Source organism: Xanthomonas sp. fls2-241-TYG-148 (assembly GCF_030208815.1).
In the GTDB taxonomy this organism is placed as follows: domain Bacteria; phylum Pseudomonadota; class Gammaproteobacteria; order Xanthomonadales; family Xanthomonadaceae; genus Xanthomonas; species Xanthomonas campestris.
Genome location: NZ_JARVTE010000018.1, coordinates 1 through 20,484 on the forward strand (window position 1 = coordinate 1; position 20,484 = coordinate 20,484).

At 64.9% G+C, this 20,484-nt stretch carries 14 protein-coding genes and 1 other RNA gene; 9 read left to right on the forward strand and 6 right to left on the reverse strand.

The features are described 5' to 3' along the window. Window positions 1-558: 558 nt before the first annotated feature. Complete coding sequence (gene mutM / locus QRM60_RS16575) at window positions 559-1,374, forward strand: bifunctional DNA-formamidopyrimidine glycosylase/DNA-(apurinic or apyrimidinic site) lyase (protein WP_285446640.1); 816 nt, start codon at window positions 559-561, stop codon at window positions 1,372-1,374. 210 nt (window positions 1,375-1,584) lie between these two features. On the opposite strand, the gene QRM60_RS16580 is transcribed toward mutM, so the two are convergent. Continuing rightward, window positions 1,585-1,658: non-coding RNA, sX9 sRNA (locus tag QRM60_RS16580), on the reverse strand. Window positions 1,659-2,007: 349 nt separating this feature from the next. Between QRM60_RS16580 and QRM60_RS16585 the strand changes: the two genes are divergently transcribed. Together QRM60_RS16585 and QRM60_RS16590 are read left to right on the forward strand one after the other, a co-directional pair. Beyond that, complete coding sequence (locus QRM60_RS16585) at window positions 2,008-3,126, forward strand: DUF4380 domain-containing protein (protein WP_285446641.1); 1,119 nt, start codon at window positions 2,008-2,010, stop codon at window positions 3,124-3,126. Window positions 3,127-3,198: 72 nt separating this feature from the next. Continuing rightward, window positions 3,199-4,800 carry a glucan biosynthesis protein D gene (locus QRM60_RS16590; protein WP_285446642.1) on the forward strand — a complete coding sequence of 534 codons (1,602 nt, stop codon included), beginning with the start codon at window positions 3,199-3,201 and terminating at the stop codon, window positions 4,798-4,800. Between the two features lie 26 nt (window positions 4,801-4,826). On the opposite strand, the gene QRM60_RS16595 is transcribed toward QRM60_RS16590, so the two are convergent. Further along, the gene (locus tag QRM60_RS16595) at window positions 4,827-6,074 is read right to left on the reverse strand and encodes a GAF domain-containing protein (protein ID WP_011270100.1); all 1,248 of its coding nucleotides are present in this window, start codon (window positions 6,072-6,074) and stop codon (window positions 4,827-4,829) included. A gap of 346 nt (window positions 6,075-6,420) precedes the next feature. Further along, window positions 6,421-7,050 carry a thymidine kinase gene (locus tag QRM60_RS16600; protein WP_228420198.1) on the reverse strand — a complete coding sequence of 210 codons (630 nt, stop codon included), beginning with the start codon at window positions 7,048-7,050 and terminating at the stop codon, window positions 6,421-6,423. A gap of 130 nt (window positions 7,051-7,180) precedes the next feature. Here QRM60_RS16600 and rep point away from each other — a divergent pair, with 130 nt between their 5' ends. From rep to QRM60_RS16615, 3 genes are all read left to right on the forward strand, one after another. Continuing rightward, a complete protein-coding gene (rep, locus tag QRM60_RS16605) occupies window positions 7,181-9,157 on the forward strand; it encodes a DNA helicase Rep (RefSeq protein WP_076040308.1) in 1,977 nt (658 codons plus the stop codon). Between the two features lie 412 nt (window positions 9,158-9,569). Beyond that, window positions 9,570-10,118, forward strand: coding sequence for a GNAT family N-acetyltransferase (locus tag QRM60_RS16610; protein ID WP_285446643.1), 549 nt, complete (start codon window positions 9,570-9,572; stop codon window positions 10,116-10,118). 50 nt (window positions 10,119-10,168) lie between these two features. Next, window positions 10,169-11,203 (forward strand): DUF4272 domain-containing protein, encoded by a 1,035-nt coding sequence (locus QRM60_RS16615; protein WP_285446644.1) that lies wholly within the window; start codon window positions 10,169-10,171, stop codon window positions 11,201-11,203. A gap of 265 nt (window positions 11,204-11,468) precedes the next feature. Here QRM60_RS16615 and QRM60_RS16620 read toward each other — a convergent pair whose 3' ends face one another. Next, window positions 11,469-12,137 (reverse strand): DUF480 domain-containing protein, encoded by a 669-nt coding sequence (locus tag QRM60_RS16620; RefSeq protein WP_040942125.1) that lies wholly within the window; start codon window positions 12,135-12,137, stop codon window positions 11,469-11,471. Window positions 12,138-12,505: 368 nt separating this feature from the next. Here QRM60_RS16620 and QRM60_RS16625 point away from each other — a divergent pair, with 368 nt between their 5' ends. The 3 genes from QRM60_RS16625 to QRM60_RS16635 all read left to right on the forward strand — a co-directional run bounded on the left by QRM60_RS16625 (window position 12,506) and on the right by QRM60_RS16635 (window position 15,043). After that, complete coding sequence (locus QRM60_RS16625) at window positions 12,506-13,462, forward strand: 5'-nucleotidase, lipoprotein e(P4) family (protein WP_285446645.1); 957 nt, start codon at window positions 12,506-12,508, stop codon at window positions 13,460-13,462. Further along, window positions 13,459-14,190 (forward strand): orotidine-5'-phosphate decarboxylase, encoded by a 732-nt coding sequence (gene pyrF, locus QRM60_RS16630; RefSeq protein WP_285446646.1) that lies wholly within the window; start codon window positions 13,459-13,461, stop codon window positions 14,188-14,190. The genes QRM60_RS16625 and pyrF overlap by 4 nt, the downstream gene beginning before the upstream one ends. Window positions 14,191-14,446: 256 nt before the next feature. Then, window positions 14,447-15,043 carry a hypothetical protein gene (locus QRM60_RS16635; RefSeq protein WP_014509569.1) on the forward strand — a complete coding sequence of 199 codons (597 nt, stop codon included), beginning with the start codon at window positions 14,447-14,449 and terminating at the stop codon, window positions 15,041-15,043. A gap of 737 nt (window positions 15,044-15,780) precedes the next feature. Here QRM60_RS16635 and QRM60_RS16640 read toward each other — a convergent pair. Further along, complete coding sequence (locus QRM60_RS16640) at window positions 15,781-17,301, reverse strand: tryptophan halogenase family protein (protein ID WP_103701987.1); 1,521 nt, start codon at window positions 17,299-17,301, stop codon at window positions 15,781-15,783. A 110-nt stretch (window positions 17,302-17,411) separates the two neighbouring features. Beyond that, on the reverse strand, window positions 17,412-20,444 hold the full coding sequence (locus tag QRM60_RS16645; protein ID WP_011039201.1) for a TonB-dependent receptor: 3,033 nt from the start codon (window positions 20,442-20,444) through the stop codon (window positions 17,412-17,414). Between the last annotated feature and the right edge of the window lie 40 nt (window positions 20,445-20,484).

The window sequence follows — 20,484 nt, forward strand, 5'->3', positions numbered from 1 at the left end:
GCTTTACCCGAAACCCTCAGTCCGAAAGGATTGGGGGTTTCTTTTTGCCTGCAATTTGACCAAAGACATATCCATCGGCGAGAAGATGGCCATACGTGGACGCGCTCGGTCCTAGCGCTTTAATGCTGGCTGGGCTTGGACACGCTTGCTTTGGTGTTGGTATTGGTGTTGGTGTTGGTGTTGGTGCGCAGCGCCCAGCGACAGAATGCATGTGGTGAGGCTGCGTGGATCGACCGTTTCTTAGTCCGCTTTACTGATCAGCCTGGCGTTATGCGCAAGCGCTCTGCGTGAAACATTGGCCTCTTCGGCACCGGGCAATAGGCATTTGCTGACACGCTGCGGCAGAGATGAGTGGTGTGCTTAGCAACTGCGATGTCTGAGCACGTTCCTGTAGAGCCGCGATGTGTCTAGATCACTTGGTAAGTCCGGTAGACGGCTAGAATCTGCGGCTGCACGCGGGGATCTAGGTCCGCTCATACCGCCATAGCATTTGTGTTTGCCTGCCTGCACCACCATGTGGTGTGCTCCGGTCTGTTGCCGTGTGTCGAGTCGATCTGCATGCCTGAGCTTCCCGAAGTCGAAACCACCTTACGTGGGCTGGCCCCGCATCTGGTGGGGCAACGCATCCATGGCGTGATCCTGCGGCGGCCTGACCTGCGGTGGCCGATTGCAGAGCAGATCGAACAGTTGCTGCCAGGCGCCACGATTACCGATGTGCGTCGGCGGGCCAAGTATCTGTTGATGGATACCGATGCAGGCGGCAGTGCCGTGCTGCATTTGGGCATGTCGGGCAGCCTGCGGGTTTTGCCGGGCGATACGCCACCACGCGCGCACGACCATGTGGATATCAGCCTGCAGAACGGGCGTGTCCTGCGATTCAATGACCCACGCCGCTTTGGTTGCCTGTTATGGCAGCGCGATAGCGAAACGCATGAGCTGCTGGCCAGCCTTGGGCCCGAACCATTATCTGCCGCATTTACGGGCGATTATCTGCACGCATTGGCACGCGGTCGCCGCGCGGCGGTCAAGACGTTCCTGATGGACCAGGCAGTGGTGGTCGGCGTTGGCAATATTTATGCGGCAGAGAGCCTGCATCGCGCAGGAATCAGCCCGCTGCGGGAAGCTGGCAAGGTGTCGCTGGAGCGCTATCGACGGCTGGCGGATGCGGTGAAGGAAATCCTGGCCTATGCAATTCAGCGCGGTGGAACCACGCTGCGCGATTTCATCAGCCCGGACGGCGCGCCCGGTTATTTCGAGCAGGAACTGATGGTGTATGGCCGCGAAGGCGAAGCCTGCAAGCACTGCGGCCGCGAGTTGAAGCACGCCACAATCGGCCAACGTGCCACGGTGTGGTGTGCGGCTTGCCAGCGCTAGCTGCCGCTCAAACACATGCAGTAACGCGACGGAAACAAGCGCCACTTGGTAAGCGGCTACTCGCTGCCAAACGTCGCCGCTTAGACTCCTCCTGAAATCTGTCGAATCATCGATTACATCCACGATGTCACTTTTTAAGCCGCTACCTGCGGCATAGACAGAGCAGCATGGCTTCCAGCTAACGCCTGTCTGTATCACGCGACTAAGAGCGGCTGACAAAACGTAGCGAGCAGTCGTCAGGTGGTGCGGACGGCGCGGAGGAACCGGAATGTACGTGGGTACACGAGGATTCCGAGCACCGGCCGCGCCCGTCTGACGGCTGCGCAATAGTTTTGATAGCTGCTCTAAGTTCACCACTGCCACGTTGTAAGTCGCGAGCCGCAGCGTAGATACAGCAGCTTCCAGCTGAGGCTTGTTGGCATTCGCCAAACGCATTCCACCGCATCACTTTGTAAAACCGCCAGTCTCTGCATAGATGTGCAGCGGCGCTTCCATCTGCTGCGTGTCGGCATCGCGTCTACGTTTCGCATTATTTGGTGCTTTGCCAGTTGCACCTGCAGACATCGGCAGCGCTCGCTCCCGCAGCGCACTTGCTGGTGTGCTGCGCACCAGCGCGCCACAATTGGCTGATCGATGGATGCGGAGTTGGGCATGGCGAAGGTGGAGCGCTTTCCTGTGGTGGCGGTCATGGTGGGACTGCTCGTATTGCCCTCGGCGGGCAACTGCGCAGACACTGCAGCGCGTAAGACGCCCCCCGCCATCGAACGCCTCACGCTCGGTAACGAGGTGATCGAAGTGACGACCACGCCGTCGTTTGGTGGGCGGATCCTGGCGTTTCAGCTGCAGGGCCAGCCGAGCGTGCTCAAGCTCGGGACGACGGTGGAACAGCAGCCGGCACCGCAGGTGTCCGCCACTGCAGGCGATATCGCTTACCTGGGGCATGACGTCTGGGTTGGCCCGCAAAGCCAATGGTGGCTGCATCAACAGGTCAATCCGCAACGCAAGGCAGCAGGCGCGGTGTGGCCGCCGGACCCGTATCTCTCGCTGGCGACGACGCGGGCTACAACACACGACGCGACGCAGCTGGTGATGGACGGCGTGCCCAGCCCGGTGACGGGCGTGCAACTGCGCAAGCGTGTGGCCCTGTCGCCATCGCGCCCGGACACCATCGACGTGCAGGCCAGTGCACGCAACATCCGCACCGAGCCGCTCAGCTGGGATCTGTGGTTCAACACACGTGTGGCTGCAAATACGCGGGTGTTCGTGCCGGTGGCGGAGGCGGCCGATCTACGCCTGCAGCCACCCAGCGATCCCGGTACCGTTGCGCCGCGTTATCGGCTTGAGGGTGGCCTGTTCGTCTTGAGTGCCGACAGGCGCGCGGACACGTTGGTCCAGCGCGGCAAGCTGCTGCTACAGCCGTCCGCTGGCTGGATGGCTGGTTTTGCCGGCACGCAGGTGTTGGTGATTCGCTTTGCGCACCAGCCGAAGGCGCGTATCCATCCCGAACAAGGACAGGTGGAACTGTATCTGGATGCACCCCCGCAGCATCCCGAACACGGTCTGCTGGAAATGGAGGTCCATGCGCCGTATCGCACGCTCGCGCCCGGTGCCGACATGCAGGCGCAGGAGCAATGGACGTTGCTGCGCTATACCGGGCCCGACGAGCCGCAGGCGCAGCGGCAATTCCTGTGCAGCAAGGCGCAGGAGCTTGCGTTGAGCAATGCCTGCGCCGGTTCGCCTGCGGTGCCCTGAGTAGCGCAGAACGTCTGTGCCGGGCGTTGGTGTGGCTATGATGTAGCCCACACCACCGATCAGATCCAGCGCATGCAACGACGCCACTTCCTGAAGAATGCCGCCGCCGCCCTGGCTGCGCTCGGTTTGCCGGCGCTGCCGCAGTGGGCGCTGGCGGCCAAGGCAGTGGGGCTGCGTCGCCTGGGCCAGCCGCAGCCGTTCGATTATGCGTGGCTCAAGGGCCAGGCGCGTGCATTGGCCAAGGCGCCCTACAAAAGCCACAAGCAGGTGTTGCCTGGCCCGCTGGAATCCTTGAACTGGGATCAGTACCAGTCGATCCGCTACCGCCAGGATCACGCGTTGTGGGCCGACGGCAACGGCAAGTTCCAGGCGAAGTTCTTCCATCTGGGCCTGTACTTCCACACGCCGGTGCACATCTACGACATCGTCGATGGCAAGGCGCAGCAGTTGGCGTACGACCCGGCGGCGTTCGATTACGGCCGCAGTGGCCTGGGTGGCAAACAGTTGCCCAAGGACCTGGGGTTTGCCGGCTTCCGGCTCAACACGCGCAAGGATACCGACCGCGATTTCTCCGCGTTTCTGGGGGCGAGCTACTTCCGTGCGGTGGGCAAGGAAGGCCAGTACGGGCAATCGGCACGCGGGTTGGCGATCGATACCGGCACCGGTGGGCCGGAAGAATTTCCCGATTTCATCGCCTATTACCTGGAACAACCGGCCGACGATTCGGACACGGTGGTGGTCTACGGCTTGCTGGATTCGCCCAGCGTGTCCGGCGCGTACCGCTTTGCCATCACCAATGGCGAGGTACTGGTGATGGATATCGACAGTGCGTTGTATCCGCGCAAGGCGATCGAGCGGCTGGGCATCGGCCCGTGCACGAGCATGTACCAGACCGGCGAGAACGACCGCCGCATGGACTGGGACTGGCGCCCAGAAATCCACGATACCGATGGCCTGGCGATGTGGACCGGCGGCGGCGAGTGGATCTGGCGGCCGCTATGCAATCCGCCGCACCTGCGTTTCAACATGTTCGTGGACGAGAACCCGCGCGGCTTTGGCTTGCTGCAGCGCGATCGCAATTTCGATCATTACCAGGACGACGGCGTGTTCTATGAGAAGCGCCCGTGCCTGTGGGTGGAGCCCAAGAGCGGCTGGGGCAAGGGCTCGGTGCAGTTGGTGGAGATCCCCACCGTGGACGAGACCTTCGACAACATCGTGGCGTTCTGGAACCCGCAGGCCAAGCCGCAGCCGGGGCAGGAGCTATTGATGGGGTACCGCTTGTACTGGGGTGCGCACCCGCCGGCCAGTTCGCCGCTGGCGCAGTGCGTGGCCACGCGCACCGGGCTGGGCGGCATCGTGGGCCAGAAACGCAGCCATTTCTCCTGGCGCTTTGCGGTGGATTTTGCCGGCGGTGAACTGGCTGCGCTTGCCAAGGACCCCAAGGCCAAGGTCGACGCGGTGCTGCAGGTGTCGCGCGGCACCACCGAGATCGTCTCGGCGCGGCCGCTGCATGAGCTCAAGGGCTACCGGGCGATGTTCGACCTGGTGCCGCCGGATGAGGGCACCCAGCAGATCGACATCCGTCTGTTCCTGCGCGCCAACGGTAAGCCGTTGACCGAAACCTGGCTGTACCAGTGGACGCCGCCGCCGGCGAACGAACGCAAGATCTACTGACCTGCGTTGCCCGGACCTGGCCGCGCTTAGGCCGGGGTCGAGCGGTTGTCGACCAGCTGCATCCGCGCACGTGGGCGCTGGCAGGCCAGCTCCACGTGGAAGCAGGTGCCGTCCTTGCCACTGGTGATGCGCAGCTCGCCCTGATGGGCCTGTGCGATCTGTGCGGCCATGTGCAGGCCCAGGTCGACCTCGGGTAGGGCACGCCCGGCGGTATGCACATGCGTGGAGGCGTGCAGGACGTCCAGCCGGCGTGGTTCGATGCCGTCCAGGTTGCAGACTTCGATGCGCAGCCGGCCCTGTTCGGTAACTGCGATGGCCTTGATCAGCGAACTCTGCTGGCCTTGCACCACTGCGTTGATCATCAGGCTACCGAACATCTGCGCTAGCCGGATGGCATCGCCATGCACCGGTTCGTCGATGGCCACATGCGCGGAAAGCACCTGGTTGGGATAGGCGGCGCGGGTTTCGTCCACCACCTGCGAGAGCGCATCGAGCAGGTCGCTGCCGTTGCCGTAGTCCAGCTGCAGCCAGTCGCGTTCGATGCCGCGGGCGAAATCGCTGGCGAAGTCGATCAATTCTTCCATGCGCCGCAGGCTGCGCTGCAGCGAGCGGATGGCCCCGCCCTGGCGCTGGCTGAGTTGGTCGATGGACAGCATGTCCACCACCGCATGCATCGATTGCAGCGGGTTACGCAGGTCGTGGCCGAGGATGCCGATGAACTCTTCGCGCAGCCGCGCCGAAGCGCCGACGCGTCCGAGTTCGCTGCGGGCTTGCCGCGATTCCAGCGCGCTCTGTTCGGCGCGGAGTTCGGCCTGGATCTGCGCGCCCAGCAATTGCGCGAGCAGTTCGATCTTCTCCACCAGCGGCGCATCCATCACGCGCGGCTCCGGGTCCAGTGCGCACAAGGTGCCGAACACGCTGCCGTCGTCGAGACGGATCGGCACCGACACATAGCTCTCGAAGCCATACAACTTGGGCGAGGGATGGTCGCGGTAGACCGGGTGCTGCGAGGCATGGCCAAACGACACCGCCTGGTTACGCAGGCGCACGCCATCGCAGAACGTGGTGGCTAGCGGCAGTTCGTCGCCGGGCTGCAGACCGAAGGCGAGCGTGTCCTGCACCTGGCAGGTGACCCAGCGCGCATCGGTGACGCGGGCAACCGCGGCAAAACGCATGCCGGTGAGGCGGGTGAGGATGGTCAGCACATCGGGGACCGACGACAGCCGGCCGACACGCGCGACATCGGCGTGCAATTCGGGAGGAAGCTGACCCATGCGTTTCTTCCCGGACCGTGATGGGCGCAGTTTACAGGAGCCCGGTTGCGTCCGGTTGTGAGAGCGCGGCGTTGCCGGCGCAATCGCGTGTGGTGGTCTGACGATTGGTATAACGCGCTGATACAGCAGTATGTCGCCTGCTGATGGCTGACCCCGCTGGCAGCTGCCGATGCTGTTGTGTGGTGTGGTGTGGAGCCTGCACGCGCGCCACCTGGCACGCGCGCCTGCATCGGGCAGCGGCAGCGCGGAAAGGCGATCGCCGCCAGCAAGGTTGCAGACCTCGTGTCCTTGTCCAACGCACCACGGTTCCCGGCACCCCGGCGTGCGCGTCGTGGCGAAGCGCGACTTACGCCGGCGGCAACGGCAACGCGATCTGCAGCGGGTCGATCCGGCCTTCGCCACGCATGATCTTCTTGAACTCGGCGCGGCTGACCGAGACATAGCGCTCGTTGCCGCCGATCTCCACCTGCGGGCCGTCCTGCACCGCGTGCCCCTGTGCATCCACGCGCACGGTCATGGTGGCCTTGCTGCCGCTGTGGCAGATGGTCTTGATCTCTTCCAGCTCATCGGCCCAGGCCAGCAGGAACTGGCTGCCTTCGAACAGCTCGCCGCGGAAATCGGTCCGCAGCCCGTAGCAGAGCACCGGGATGCGCAGGCGGTCGACCACCTCGCTCAGCTGCCAGACCTGCGCGCGGCTGAGGAACTGCGCCTCATCGACCAGCACGCAGTGCAGCGGGCCGTGCGCGGCAATGTCGCGCTCGATCAACTGCAGCAACTCGGTCTGGCGGTCGAAGGTCTGCCCCTCGGCACGCAAGCCGATGCGCGAGGCGACCACGCCGCTGCCGGCGCGGTGATCGAGCTTGGGCGTGAGGATGGACGTGCGCATACCCCGCTCGCGGTAGTTGTGCGCCGACTGCAGCAAGGTGGTGGTCTTCCCGGCATTCATTGCCGAGTAGTAGAAATAGAGCTTGGCCATCGGGGGATTTTACCGGGCCAAGCCAGCGGCTGCCGGGTCAGGTCCGCGGCGCCGTGTAGCTGCATGAACCGGCCGCGGCGGACCGCCCGCAGCCGCGCCGGTACAATGGCCCGCTCTGTTGGAAGTCCCTATGCACGGTCTCAATCCCCCGCAAAGCGCTGCCGTCCTGCACTGCGAAGGTCCCCTGTTGGTGCTGGCGGGTGCCGGCAGCGGCAAGACGCGCGTGATCGTGGAGAAGATCGCGCATCTGATCGCCATCGGCCGCTATCCGGCCAAGCGCATCGCCGCGATCACCTTCACCAACAAGTCGGCCAAGGAAATGCGCGAGCGTGTGGCCAAGCGTATCCGTGGCGACGGGGCCGACGGGCTGACCATCTGCACCTTCCACGCGCTGGGGTTGAAGTTCCTGCAGATCGAGCATGCCGCGGCCGGGTTGAAGCGCGGGTTTTCGATCTTCGATTCCGACGATGCGGCCGCGCAGATCAAGGACCTGATGCATGGCGCCAAGCCCGATGCGATCGAAGACGCCAAGAACCTGATTTCGCGGGCCAAGAACGCCGGCATGTCGCCCGAGCAGGCGATGGCCGCAGCGCGCAGCAACCGCGAGAAGGAAGCGGCCAGCCTGTATGAGCGCTACCAGGCGCGGCTGACCACCTTCAACGCGGTGGACTTCGACGACCTGATCCGTCTGCCGGTGCAGATCCTGGAGGCCAACGAAGAGATCGTGATGGGCTGGCGCGAACGCATCGGCTATCTGCTGGTCGACGAGTGCCAGGACACCAACGATGCGCAGTACCGGTTGCTGAAGATGCTGGCCGGGCCGCGCGGCAACTTCACCTGCGTGGGCGACGACGACCAGAGCATCTACGCCTGGCGTGGCGCCAACCCGGAAAACCTGCAGCAGATGGGGCGCGACTACCCGGCGCTGGAAATCATCAAGCTGGAGCAGAACTACCGCTGCTCCAACCGCGTGCTGCGTGCGGCCAATGCCTTGATCGCGCACAACCCGCACGAGCACTTGAAGACCCTATGGAGCGACCAGGCCGACGGTGAGCGCATTCGCGTGTGGGAGTGCCGCGACAGCGAGCACGAAGCGGAAAAAGTGGCCGCCGAGATTTCGTTCCTGGGCACGGCCAAACAGGTGCCGTGGAGCGACTTCTGCATCCTGTTCCGTGGCAACTTCCAGTCGCGGCCACTGGAAAAGGCGCTGCAGCTGCTGCGCGTGCCGTACCACCTCACCGGCGGCACCGCGTTCTTGGAGCGGCAGGAGGTCAAGGACCTGCTGTCGTGGCTGCGGTTGATCGTCAACCCGGACGATGACGCGGCATTCCTGCGTGCGGTGCAGTCGCCCAAGCGCGAAGTGGGGGCGACCTCGCTCGCGCGCCTGGCAGAACTTGCCAGCGGCAAGTCGGTGCCGATGTCGCGTGCGGCCGAATCGATGGGCGCTTTGCAGCATCTGCCGCCACGTGCGGCCAACGGCCTGAGCGCGTTCACCGACATCCTGCGCGAGTTGCGCCAGCACGCCACCAGCATGCCGGCAGGCGAGTTGGTGCGCTTGCTGGCCGACAAGTCCGGCCTGCTCAACGACCTGCGCAACCAATCCAAGGACGAAGCCGGGTTCCAGCGCCGCAAGCGCAACCTCGATGAGCTGGCCGAATGGTTCGAAGGCGGCCCGCGTGGCGCCAGCGCCAGCGATCTGGCGGCGCAGTTGGCGTTGCTGTCGCGCAACGACAAGGACGACGGCGGCAATCAGGTGCGCATGATGACCATGCATGCGTCCAAGGGCCTGGAATTCCGCTACGTGTTCATCGTTGGCTGCGAGGATGGCGTGCTGCCGCACGAGGTCAGCCTGGAAGAAGGCAACCTGCAGGAAGAGCGGCGCCTGTTGTACGTGGGCATCACCCGCGCCAAGCAGCAGTTGTGGATGAGCTACAGCAAGTTGACGCGCAAGTTCGGCGAGCATGTGCGACTGAAGCCGAGCCGGTTCTTCGACGAGATTCCGGCGGCCGAACTGCAACGCGACGGCGCCGACCCGGTGGCCGATGCCGAACGCAAGAAGGAACGCGCCAATGCGGGACTGGCGGCGATCCAGGCGTTGTTCGACTAACGCACGCTGACAACACGTACGTGTGAGAGGCGGTAAGTCGCTGGTCGACGTCGATGCGCATCGCTTGCACGATGAGTCCCTGGGGTTTCAATCAGCGAGTTGATGCGCTGTGTTTGCGCGTGCTGCACGCGTCTGGAATCCCGCAGCATGTGGTCGCATGCGTGCTGCGGCGGACGCCTTCTCAACCATGGCAACGATGCAGGCACTCTCGGTCGTGCGCATAGCACGCGATCACGGCGCGCAGCGTGCCAACTGCACGAGTAGAGCGAGGTGTGCAGCAATTGTCGTGTGGCATTTGTTGATGCTTATCGCCAGGCGGTTTTGCCTTGCAAGTAAACGCCTGCCACCCCACGACGCTGCGCCCGCACAGGCTTGCCAGTGAGGCATCTGCACGGCAGGCTGGGTGTTCCTGATGTCGGAGCACACCGTGACCGTGGTGATCGAAACCCCGCGCCTGCGCTTGCGGACGCTTGATGCGGAGCGCGACGCCGACGCAATGCTGGCGTTGGTCAACGACCCCGCCTTCATCGCCGGCATCAACGATCGTGGCGTACGGACCCGCGAGCAGGCGCGCGCGCACCTGCGCGAGTGGGCGCAGGCGCATCAGGAGCGCCACGGGTTCGCGCACTGGGCGGTTGAAACGCGTGACGAAGGCGCCTTCGCAGGCACCCTGGGGTTGTTGTGCCGCGACACCTTGCCGGTACCGCATATCGGCTTTGCGCTGCTGCCGGATTATCGCGGCAAGGGCTATGTGCGCGAGGCCGGGCATGCCGTGCTGCGGTATGCGCGCGATGTGCTGCAGCTGCCGCAGCTGTGCGCGATCGTGTCGCCCGACAACAGCGATTCGATCCGTGCGCTGGAACAACTCGGGCTGCAGCGGCAGGGGCTGCGGGTGCTGAGTCCGGGCACCGAGGAGGTGCTGTATTACGTGATTGATCTTGGCCCTGGCGTGGACAGCTGAGCTGGCCTGCGGCACGCTGCCGGCCTGTCTTGCCGCCAAAAGGACGCGTCATGCCGTTGCTGGTCAATGCCTATTCCACGCTGCGCGATCCCGTGTGGCCGGATTTTCTGCCGCAGGCTGCGGTGCAGCACCGCGACCACACCGACCCGGAGTTGACCAACCATCTGCACGGGTTTGTCGGCTATGTGAGCCAGGCCGGCGATGGCCAGATGACGCAGGCGCGCTACCACCTGATGCGCCACGTGCAGCGGGTGCGCCAGCAGTTCACCTTCGAGGTGGACGATGCCGCCTTCGGTGCGTTGGCCGCGTGGGCCGAGCAGGCCAACGCGGTGTGCTTCCTGGCCGATGGCAGCGTGCGCGACCCGCACGGGCAGGTGCTGCTGAGCCAGGGCGAGCCGCCGCTCGATGGCGATGCGCAGGTGCCGTATCCGCCGGACGCGCTGGAGCGCCGCGCGCGGCAGCAGGATCAGTTGGCCGTGCTGGGGATCCGCGTGCCGCCCAGCCTGCCACCGGTGCCCGGCGAGGCCGAAGCCCGGGTGCGCGATGCCACAGCCGTGGCCGAGCGCATGCGCGCGCTGTTTGCGGTGGCGCTGCGTGCAGAGATCCTGGCCGCAGGCGATCCACCGCCGTCGCTTGCCGAAATGGGCGCGCGGCTGCCGGGCCTGGCGGCCGCGCTGTCACCGCAGGAACTGGAATTTTTCGAGCAGGCGCAGCCGGATCCGCAGCAGCTGGCCAACTTCGGCTGGCGCTACGAAAGCCTGGCGACGCTGCAATGGGCGGCGGGCATGACCGACACGCTGCCGCTGCCAACCGATCTGTGCGATGTGCCGGGCGTGGCCCGGCGCGCGCTGGAGCACGCCGAGGCGCACACGCCGCCGGTGCTGGCGTTGCGCCCGCTGCCGGAGCTGCTGGATGCGCTGGACCGGCACCTGCGCCTGCACTGGGCAGTGCGCCAGGCCGGGCAGTCCAAGCAGCCGGTACCCGCCGGCGTCGTGCCTGGCGTGGTCTACGAGCGGCACTACGCGCTCAACTGGCTGCTGCATTTCGAAGATGCAGCCTGGGACGAGGTGGATACGCCGACCTGAGGGCGTGTTCTGCGGGTAGCGGTTTGTGACGGCGCTGCCATAGCGCCCCGCTGGTACTCCATCGCGCGTGCCGGCTGGAGTGCGGCAAGCAGTTGGGCTGCCCTGCTGCGGGCTGGTGCGCATGTGCCCAAAGCCGCCAGTTACCCTCAGGTGGCAGGCGGGCCTGCAAACGGCCAGGGCTGCACTTCAGCCGATCTGTCGCCGGCTAAGCGGCGTCTCGCTCCGAGGCCGCCACAAAACCGGCCACGCGCGACCTGCACTCTCCTCAGGCGCCAGCCGCATCCAGGCGTGCCTGTAGCGCGCTCAGCGCGTCCTGCAGCTCGGCCACGGTGGTTTCCAGGCTGAGCACGCGGGCTTCCAGCTCGCTGCTGTCGGCGCCGCTGCGGGCGCTCGGCGCCGCACGTGCGGCGGCGGCCTGCAGCGCCTCAAGGTCCAGCTCGCCGCTGAGCAGATGCGCGTAGCGGTCTTCGCGCTGGCCACTGGCGCGCGGCAGCTGCACCGCCAGGCCCCGCTGGATCAGCCGTTCCAGGTGATGACGCACATCGTCGCTGTCATTGAAACGGGCCAGCCGCTCGCTACGCGCAAACAGCTCGCCCAGCGTCTGCGGGCCACGCAACAGCAGCAGGCCGATCACCGCGACCTGTTGCCGGGTCAGGTCCAGTGCGCTGCCCAGCCTGTGTTCGTAACGCTCGGCCCGCGAGGAAAACTGCTGGCGCACCAGGCCCAGGGTTTCCAGCTGGCGCAGCGCGTGATGCACCACGCCGGTCTGCAGGGTGAGCACCGGCTCGCGCGCGGTCTTCTGGTTGGCAGCCACCTGGGCGGCATTGACGGTGAGCGGGTAGGCGTCCGGCGTGGTCGCTTCCTTCTCGATCAGGCAGCCGAGCACGCGGGCCTGGGCGGTATCGAGAACGGGCGTGGGCAATGTCTCTGTCATGCGGCGACTCCTGGGCGATCAGCCCGCAAGGATATGCCGATCCCGTGCCGGCGTTTTGCGCATCGTTCGCCGCGACGCTGCCGCCTTGCATGGCTGTACGGTGCGTCGTGGTTGCGTCAGCCGCCGCTGTCCGTGCGGCCCGCAGCGTCTACGTGCAGATGGATGGCGGGAGACGGCAGAAGGCCTGCGCACGCTGCGGGCCGCATGCAAACCAGGCGCACCGTGGTTGGAAGCGAGAAACCGCCTCGCCGCGTGCACGCCGCAAGACCCACCAGACATGAGGGGCGGCGCGCACGCGGCAGCCGCGGAGCAGGGCGCCACCACGCGAACCGGCTAAAATTGCGCGCTTCATTGCCGTTCCTGTCCTGGTGGATGCCATGCGCCCCTCGCTTCACGCACCGATGTCCCTGCTTGCCTGCGCTGTGCTGGCGCTGTCGGCCTGCAAGCCCACTCATGAAGAGACGGCGCAGCGCGCGCAAGCCGCTGCCGTGTCTGCCAATGCCGCCGCCAGCGCTGCTGCGGCCAAGCCGGCGGCAACAGCCGGCGCGCTCGCCGGCGATGACAACCTCAATGCGGTGCTGTGGATGCAGCGTTCGGAGGAATACCGCGCCGTGGCCGAGCAGACCTACCGCGCCGCAGCCGAGACCCTCGACGCCGCGCTCAAGCAGCCCAACTGGGACGCGCTGGTGCCCGAAGAACGCGGCAATGCCGCCACCGGCCTGAAGCCGGCGGTGGTGCTGGATGTGGACGAGACCGTGCTGGACAACTCGCCGTACCAGGCGCGCCTGGTGCGCGATGGCAAGGAGTACGACGAACTGAGCTGGGACCAGTGGGTGGCCGAAAAGAAGGCCAAGCCGATCCCGGGTGTGGTCGATTTCGCCAAGGCCGCCAACGCCCGCGGCATCACCCTGATCTACATCTCCAACCGCGCCGTGCACCTCAAGGACGCCACCCTGGCCAATCTGCGCAGCGCCGGGCTGCCCGTGGCCGATGACAGCGTGTTCCTGGGCCTGGGCACGGTGGTGCCCGGCTGCGAGCAGAACGGCAGCGAGAAGAATTGCCGCCGCCGCCTGGCCGGCGAGAAGTACCGCGTGCTGATGCAGTTTGGCGACCAGCTCGGCGACTTCGTGCAGGTCACCGCCAATACCGGCACTGCCCGCGGCGCGCTGTTGCAGCAGTACCACGACTGGTTCGGCGAGCGCTGGTGGATGCTGCCCAACCCCAGCTACGGTGGCTGGGAGCCGGCCCAGTTCAACAACGATTATTCGCAACCCTGGCAGACCCGCCACGACGCCAAGCGCGCCGCACTGGAGCTCGCACGATGAACCGTCCCCCGTTACCGCTGGCCGCGCACGAGCGGCTGATCTTTGCGCTGGATGTGCCCGGCCATGACGAGGCCATCGCCTGGGTGGACCGTTTGGGCGAGTCGGTGGCGTTCTACAAGATCGGCATGGAATTGCTGGCGTCGGGCGAGTACTTCCACGTGCTCGATGCGCTGGCCAAGCGCAACAAGCGCGTGTTCGTCGACCTGAAGTTCTTCGACATTCCCGCCACTGTCGCCGGCACCATTCGCCGCCTGTCGCAATGGCCGGTGAGCTATTGCACCCTGCACGGCTGGCACGCCGGCATGCTCGAAGCCGCCGCTGCGGCCAACCAGGGCGACATGCGCCTGCTCGCAGTGACCGTGCTGACCTCGATGGGCCGGCCGGACCTGGCCGCGATGGGCATCGACCGCGAGCCGGTGGACGTGGTGGTGGAGCGCGCGCTGGCCGCCCAGGCCGCCGGCATCGACGGGGTCATCGCCTCCGGCCAGGAAGCCGGCCCGATCCGACGCGCCACCGGCCCGGCCTTTTCGATCGTCTGCCCCGGTATCCGCCCCGGCGGCCCGGTCGGCGACGACCAGCAGCGCACCGTGGGCGTGGCGCAGGCCTTTGCCGATGGCGCCGATGCCATCGTGGTCGGCCGCCCGATCCGCCTGGCCAACGACCCCGCCGCCGCCGCCGCCGCCATCCAGGCCGAAATCCGCGCAGCCGTGGTGCAGCACCGGGATTGAGGCATGCTCTGAGTCAGGCAGTCACGACGCTGCAACGCGCGACGGTGGGTAAATCACCTACAGGGCGTGGGAGAGGACCTGCTGGTGAATCCAAGGTCCAACCGCGAAGCTTGAGCCGCGGGCGACCTTGACGGTGACCATCGCCTGCAAGGATTCAGGCAGCGTGCGCGAGCGCCTCGCCGACCAGGGATGGCATTGACGCGTCGCTTAGCGTCGAGCACTTCCGATGTGGACACCGACTTTGGATGAGTACGTCATGCGTGTCCTTCTGCGTCGATATGTTGCTGCTGCGTTTGTGTGCGCCACGCTTGGTGGCTGTTCTCTGGTCGCCAATGTCCCGGAATTGTTTCGCTATGACGAGCCCACCGACGGTGCGAGGACACGTCTGCGTATTGTTGGCGACGACGGCAACACGGTGATCTACCCGGGCACGACTTGCGACCGCACAAACGTGCCTGGTTTCGGTCGGGCTGCCCGAGCGCTGGTGTTTGGCGGGCAGGATCTGGGCATGCCACGCTTGAGCGATACCCCTCAGCATCCATTGGAACTGGCTGTGCGTGCAGGGCAACCGATGGTGGTTGGCTTCAAGGCGGGCGCTGTCACCAATCCGCCCTGCCCCAAGGCGCCGCCGGGCTATCGCTCGGTATGTTCAGCGCCTGTCGGCCACGGCCCCACTTGCATCACCACGCGTAGCTTCGTGCCGGAATCAGGCGTTGATTACGAGGCGCATCTGGACTTCGGTCCTGGACGCTGTCGCCTGGATGTGTATGCGTTGACCCCGGGCGAGAAGGGCATGATTGAGCGTCGGCTGATAGATGCGCCGCCACCAAGCTGCCCGGTCTCAAAAGAATGATTACGGCGTCATGTGTTCATCTGTCTGGCTTGAGCCTGCGTCGCCTCACTGACCCAGTGCCTGACCAAGCCCAAACGAATGCAGTGACACGTGCTAGTCCTCGTCAGCCTTAGCAGGGCGCTATCGAGGAGCCCGTCACCTGCCGGGAACCGCCTCATTAAAATCAATGGGTTACGTGCACATCTTTAAAGTGTTGCTTTAACGTTAAAGTCGACGTACGATGCCGGCGTCCGATGTCAGTCGGAAGTTGTGCCACGCATTGTCCACCGGGCTTGTCCCGGTTTTTTAAAGGGATCGGGCCTTGTGCCCGATCCTTTTTTTTGACCGGTGGCCGGGCGGCCGCCAGCGATCAAGCCAGGCCACGTGGGAACTGCAGCCCAAATCATCGCGCCTCGGGTACGCCCACGCCGCGCTGCTCGCTGGCGGCAAGCCATGCAGGGCGCGGGCAGCTTCGGGATGATCTCAAGCCCGCACGGACCGGAGCTGCTGTGGGTGCACCACGCCGTGTCGTCGACATCGGCGGCGCGCGTAACGGCATCGCAACCCGGAAGGCACGCACTGACCCACCGCCTGCCGCCCGTCACGGCGCGCCGTTGCGCGGCAACGCCCAGCCCCATGCAGGTTGGCCGCACCACACGGTGATCCCCATTGCCTTGTGCCACGCCGCGGCGGGCGCAGCGTGAGCCCCTGACGGCGGCAACGCTGGCTTTGTCTGGGCCAGGTTTGCCACCGCGCACTCACCGCATTGGATCAGCGCGGCAATAGCGGTCGATGAATTGCTGGTGGGTCGGCATGACGTCCACGCAATGGCTGATGGTCTGCGCCACGCTGGCCAGAAAGCCTTCGGCGTCGGTGTCCGGCACCTGGTCCACCAGCGGGTGATAGCCCTGCGGCAGGATGCCCTGGCCCACCATCACCTGCACCCAGCTGATTTCGGCAAACATCTCTTCGGCATTGCGGTAGAAGCGCCCGCTGTCGCGGAACAGGTCCAGCGTGGTCTGCAGCTCCGGGGTGATCGGCTGCGTACGGCAGTGGCGCCAGAACGCGCTGTCGTCGCGTTCGGTGGCGTGGTAGTGCAGCACCAGGAAATCGCGGATGCGGTCGAACTCGAAGGCCAGCCGGTCGTTGTAGCGCTGCACCAGCACCGGGCTGATGCCCTCGCGTGGGAACAGCTCCAGCAGCTTTGAAATGCCGGACTGGATCAGATGGATGCTGGTCGATTCCAGCGGCTCCAGAAAGCCGCTGGCCAACCCCAACGCCACGACGTTGCGGTTCCAGAACTGCTTGCGTCGCCCGGTGGTGAAACGCAGCGGGCGCGGGTCGGCCAGCGGTGTGCCATCCAGATTGGCCAGCAGCGTGGCGGCGGCTTCGTCGTCGCTGATGTGTGCACTCGAATACACGTAGCCATTGCCGGTGCGGTGCTGCAGCGGAATGCGCCATTGCCAGCCGGCGGCGCGCGCCGTGGAGCGCGTATAGGGTGTGGGCGGGCCGACTTTTTCGCAGGGCACGGCCAATGCGCGGTCACACGGCAGCCAATGGGTGAAGTCGTGATAGCCGGTGTGCAGCGCCTCTTCGATCAACAGGCCGCGGAAGCCGGAGCAGTCGATAAACAAGTCGCCACTGACCACCTGCCCGGAGGCCAGTTGCACCGATTGCACGTGGCCGGTGTGCGCATCCAGCTGCACCTGTTCGATCAAGCCCTCGAGACGCGTGACCCCGCGCTGCTCGGCGTAGCCGCGCAGAAAGCGCGCGTACTGGCTGGCATCGAAGTGATACGCGTAGGCGATGTTGGCCAGCGGCGAATTGGCTGGCACATCGCCGGCGGAGGTCATGAACTTGCCGCGCGTGGCGGCAACGGTATTGAGCGTGTAGGCGCCCAACGGTTGCGCCTTGCCGCGCAGCTGTTGCTTGATCCAGTACTGATGAAACGGCAGCAGCCCGAGCGGATGGCCGATCTGGGTGCCGAAGCCGTGGATATACGAGGTGCCTGGCCGTTGCCAGTCGACGAACTCGATGCCGAGCTTGAAGCTGCCCTGGGTCTGGCGCACGAACTCGGCTTCATCGATGCCGAGCAGATTGTTGAAGGCCTTGATGTGCGGCACGGTGGCTTCGCCGACGCCAATGGTGCCGAGCTGCTCGGATTCGATCAGCTGCACGTTGAAGCTGGGGCCAAGCACGCGGGCAAACGCGGCGGCCGCCATCCAGCCGGCGGTTCCGCCGCCGACGATGACGATGTTGCGGAGTGGAGCGGGGATCATGATGCGTTCGATCCTGCACGAAAGAGGAAACCGCGGATAGGCAAACGGGGCCAAGCGGCCCCGTTCGGATCATGCACACGCCGACAGCGTGCACATGGATGTGCACTGCATCAGAACTTTGCACCCACTTCCAGGACGACACTGCGCGGCACATAGCTGATCTCGCCGTTGTCGACCACGGTGATATCAGGCTGCAAGCGTCCGTCGCTACCGAAGCTGTTGTACTGGTATTGGGTGAAGTTTTTGAAGTTGAAGGCATTCAGCACGTTGATACGTGCGTTGAGCTTGAAGTCGCCCACGACGGTGAACTCCTTGTTCGCCTGCAGATCGACGGTGCGATATCCCCAGATCTTGCCACCCAGCAGGAACTTGCCATTGCCCGGCGGGGTCACGCCCACGGCCTGGCAGGTGCCGCCATCCGGATCGGTAAAGCCGTAGCAGGCGATCGTGTTGATCGGCTCCGGCGTGGCCAGCACCAGCTTTGCACCGAAGGTGACGCCCCACGGGCCATCGATCGAGCCGGACGCAACGAAACGATGCGCCGACACGGCATCCGACTTCACGAACGGGTAGTCGCGAATGGTCGCCTTGTCGAAAGCAAATGGCTCGTCGATCGTGCGGTTCTGGCGCGCGCTGGTATGGGTGTAGGACAGGTTCAAGCCCCAACCCGATTCCTTGGTGTAGGGCTTCTCGGCCGACAGCAACACCTGGCTGCTACGCTGCTCCAAGCCGTTGTAGCCCAGGATCGTATTGCGGTAGCCCGGCACCGGCTCGCCCCAGGGCACGCTGCCGGTGGCGTCGAAGTACGCACCATTCGGGTAGCGGTTGACCAGGCTCATCACCAGGCCGTCATAGGCCAGCACGCGCTGGAAGGTTACGTCGGTCAACCAGTCGCCGACCTGGTTGCTGATACCGATGCTGTACTGATCGCTGTACGGAGTCTTGAGCTTGTTCTTGAACATGAAAAGCTCGGAGCTGTCACTGGTGCCATCGATCGTATTGAGCTGATCAATACCGGTGAAATATGCCGGATTCCATGCCGTGCACGCACGGTCGTCGCGGAAGCAGCCCTGTCCGCTGGCAGCATCGCTGAAGTACACCACCACCGGCGACAGCGCAGCCTTGACCGATTCCAGTGCGAGCTGCTCGAACAGGTTGCGATCGTAAGAGCGACCGGCGCCGCCATGCAGCACCGCGCTCTCATCGCCGAAGAAGTCATACGAGAAGCCGAAGCGCGGTGCCCAGGCGTCCTTGAAGTTCTTGCGGTTGTTGCCGGTGCTGATGTAATCGGCCACGTTGATGCCGCTGGGCAGCAGGCGGTTGGCCCACGGCTGACCCGGGTTGTCGGGGTCGTCCGAATACAGCGCATTGATGAACGGCTGCGAGGTCACGAAGTCGGTGTAAGCCGGGGTGTCTTCATAGTCGTAACGCACGCCGATGTTGAGCATCAGCTTGTCGTTCACCGCCCAGTCGTCCTGCAGGTAGATGCCGTACTGCTTGGACGGCGACTCGACCACCGGCACCTGACCGGGATTGTCGAATGCACGGATATAGCGCACCTGGAAGGGAACCGGCGCAACACCGTTCTGGCCGACTTCATAGCTGAACTGCGGGTTGAGCGAACTGGACTCGCGCGAGGTCAGCTTGATGTCGCGATAGGTCACGCCGGTCTTGATGGTGTGCTCGCCATGCCACTCCAGCGCATTGAAGGTTAGGTCGTTCTGGAACGACCAGCCCTTCTGGCTACGCAGCTTGAAGTCTTCGCCACTGGCAGCACCGGTATTGAGGAATACCCACTGACGCGGATCGGCCTGCGTGCGATCAATGTAGGTGTAGATCGAGCCGTTGCCGACACCGCGCGGCGTCGGCACATTGCGCGAATCCTCGGTGGTGAGGATGGCTTCGTTGAACCAGCTGTCGGCACTGTGCTGCCAGCGCAGGCTGGTGCGCTTGTCCTTGTTGATCTTGTCCACCGCGCGGTCCGGCGCGTTCTGGCCGCCGACATTACTGACCTGGGTTTCGTCACGGTACTGCGTTGCCAGTTCGATGCGATCGTTATCGGTCGGCTCGAAGTCGATCTTGCCGAAGTACAGGTCTTCGGTGAACGGCATGTTGGACGCGCCGTACTGATCGCGAAGATTGGACGGCAGCAGGCCAATGAACGGCGAGGCCTCGGCACTCGGCTGCACGCTCTTGGGCGCCACGTTGTCCTTGCCTTCATAGGCAAAGAAGAAATGCATCCGGTCCTGGATCAACGGGCCGCCGATGGCAAAGCCGTATTCCTTGGTCTGTGAATCGACCTTGGCGTCTTCTTCGTCCGGGCGTCTCTCACGTAGATCCTGATTGGTAAAGCGATAGAACGCCTCGCCATGGAACTCATTGGTGCCGGACTTGGTGGCTGCGGTGATGGCCGCGCCACTGATCTGGCCGTACTCGGCCTTGTAGTTCGACGTGATCACCTTGTACTCGCCGATGGCGAGCTGCGGGAACGGATTGCCCTGGGTCTCGTCCTGGCCGGCAATACCGCCACCGGAGACGTAGCTCTTCTGGCTCACACCGTCGATATACAAATTGCTGGAACTGGCGTTGGAAGCACCGCCGCGCAACTTGGTGTTGCCGTCCTGGTCGATGGTGAACACCATGCCCGGCACAGTGTCGGCGAACTCCAGGAAGTTGCGCGTGGCCTGCGGCAACTGCTGAATCTGCCGCAGCGAAACCGTATTACCCACTTCCGAGGTCTTGACGTCACGAATCATTGGCGCGCTGACGGTCACCGTGTCCAGTGTGGTCGCATCGCCGGCCGGCGCAGCCGCCGTCTCGTTACCCAGATCGACGGTGGCACTGGAGGCCACCGACAAGGTCACCGTACGGCTGATGCCGTTGGATTCCACCTTGTAGGTGCCCGGTTGCAAACCGACGATGGTGTAGTTGCCGTTCGCATTGACCGGCGCGCGTCGCACCGAGCCGGTGGCGACATTGGTGACGACGACTTCGCTGCCGCTCTGCGCGGAGGCGACCTGGCCGCGCAACGTGGCGTTGCTGGACTGGGCCATGGCCGGGGTGGTGGCAAACAACGAGGCGGCCAGGGCGCAGCACAACAGGCTGCGCGCGGGCAGGGTGGAGACGGTACGGTGCTTCTTCATGACTTTCCCCCTCCCAGGGGTAAAGCGCGAACCAGTGGAG

Bases quoted from the DNA above. Each gene is read 5' to 3' on its own strand.
- QRM60_RS16620 (WP_040942125.1), bottom strand. From the start codon at position 12,137: ATGACAGAGACATTGCCCACGCCCGTTCTCGATACCGCCCAGGCCCGC.
- QRM60_RS16590 (WP_285446642.1), top strand. From the start codon at position 3,199: ATGCAACGACGCCACTTCCTGAAGAATGCCGCCGCCGCCCTGGCTGCG.
- QRM60_RS16645 (WP_011039201.1), bottom strand. From the start codon at position 20,444: ATGAAGAAGCACCGTACCGTCTCCACCCTGCCCGCGCGCAGCCTGTTG.
- QRM60_RS16615 (WP_285446644.1), top strand. From the start codon at position 10,169: ATGCCGTTGCTGGTCAATGCCTATTCCACGCTGCGCGATCCCGTGTGG.
- QRM60_RS16640 (WP_103701987.1), bottom strand. From the start codon at position 17,301: ATGATCCCCGCTCCACTCCGCAACATCGTCATCGTCGGCGGCGGAACC.
- QRM60_RS16585 (WP_285446641.1), top strand. From the start codon at position 2,008: ATGGATGCGGAGTTGGGCATGGCGAAGGTGGAGCGCTTTCCTGTGGTG.
- mutM (WP_285446640.1), top strand. From the start codon at position 559: ATGCCTGAGCTTCCCGAAGTCGAAACCACCTTACGTGGGCTGGCCCCG.
- QRM60_RS16600 (WP_228420198.1), bottom strand. From the start codon at position 7,050: ATGGCCAAGCTCTATTTCTACTACTCGGCAATGAATGCCGGGAAGACC.
- rep (WP_076040308.1), top strand. From the start codon at position 7,181: ATGCACGGTCTCAATCCCCCGCAAAGCGCTGCCGTCCTGCACTGCGAA.
- QRM60_RS16595 (WP_011270100.1), bottom strand. From the start codon at position 6,074: ATGGGTCAGCTTCCTCCCGAATTGCACGCCGATGTCGCGCGTGTCGGC.
- pyrF (WP_285446646.1), top strand. From the start codon at position 13,459: ATGAACCGTCCCCCGTTACCGCTGGCCGCGCACGAGCGGCTGATCTTT.
- QRM60_RS16635 (WP_014509569.1), top strand. From the start codon at position 14,447: ATGCGTGTCCTTCTGCGTCGATATGTTGCTGCTGCGTTTGTGTGCGCC.
- QRM60_RS16610 (WP_285446643.1), top strand. From the start codon at position 9,570: ATGTCGGAGCACACCGTGACCGTGGTGATCGAAACCCCGCGCCTGCGC.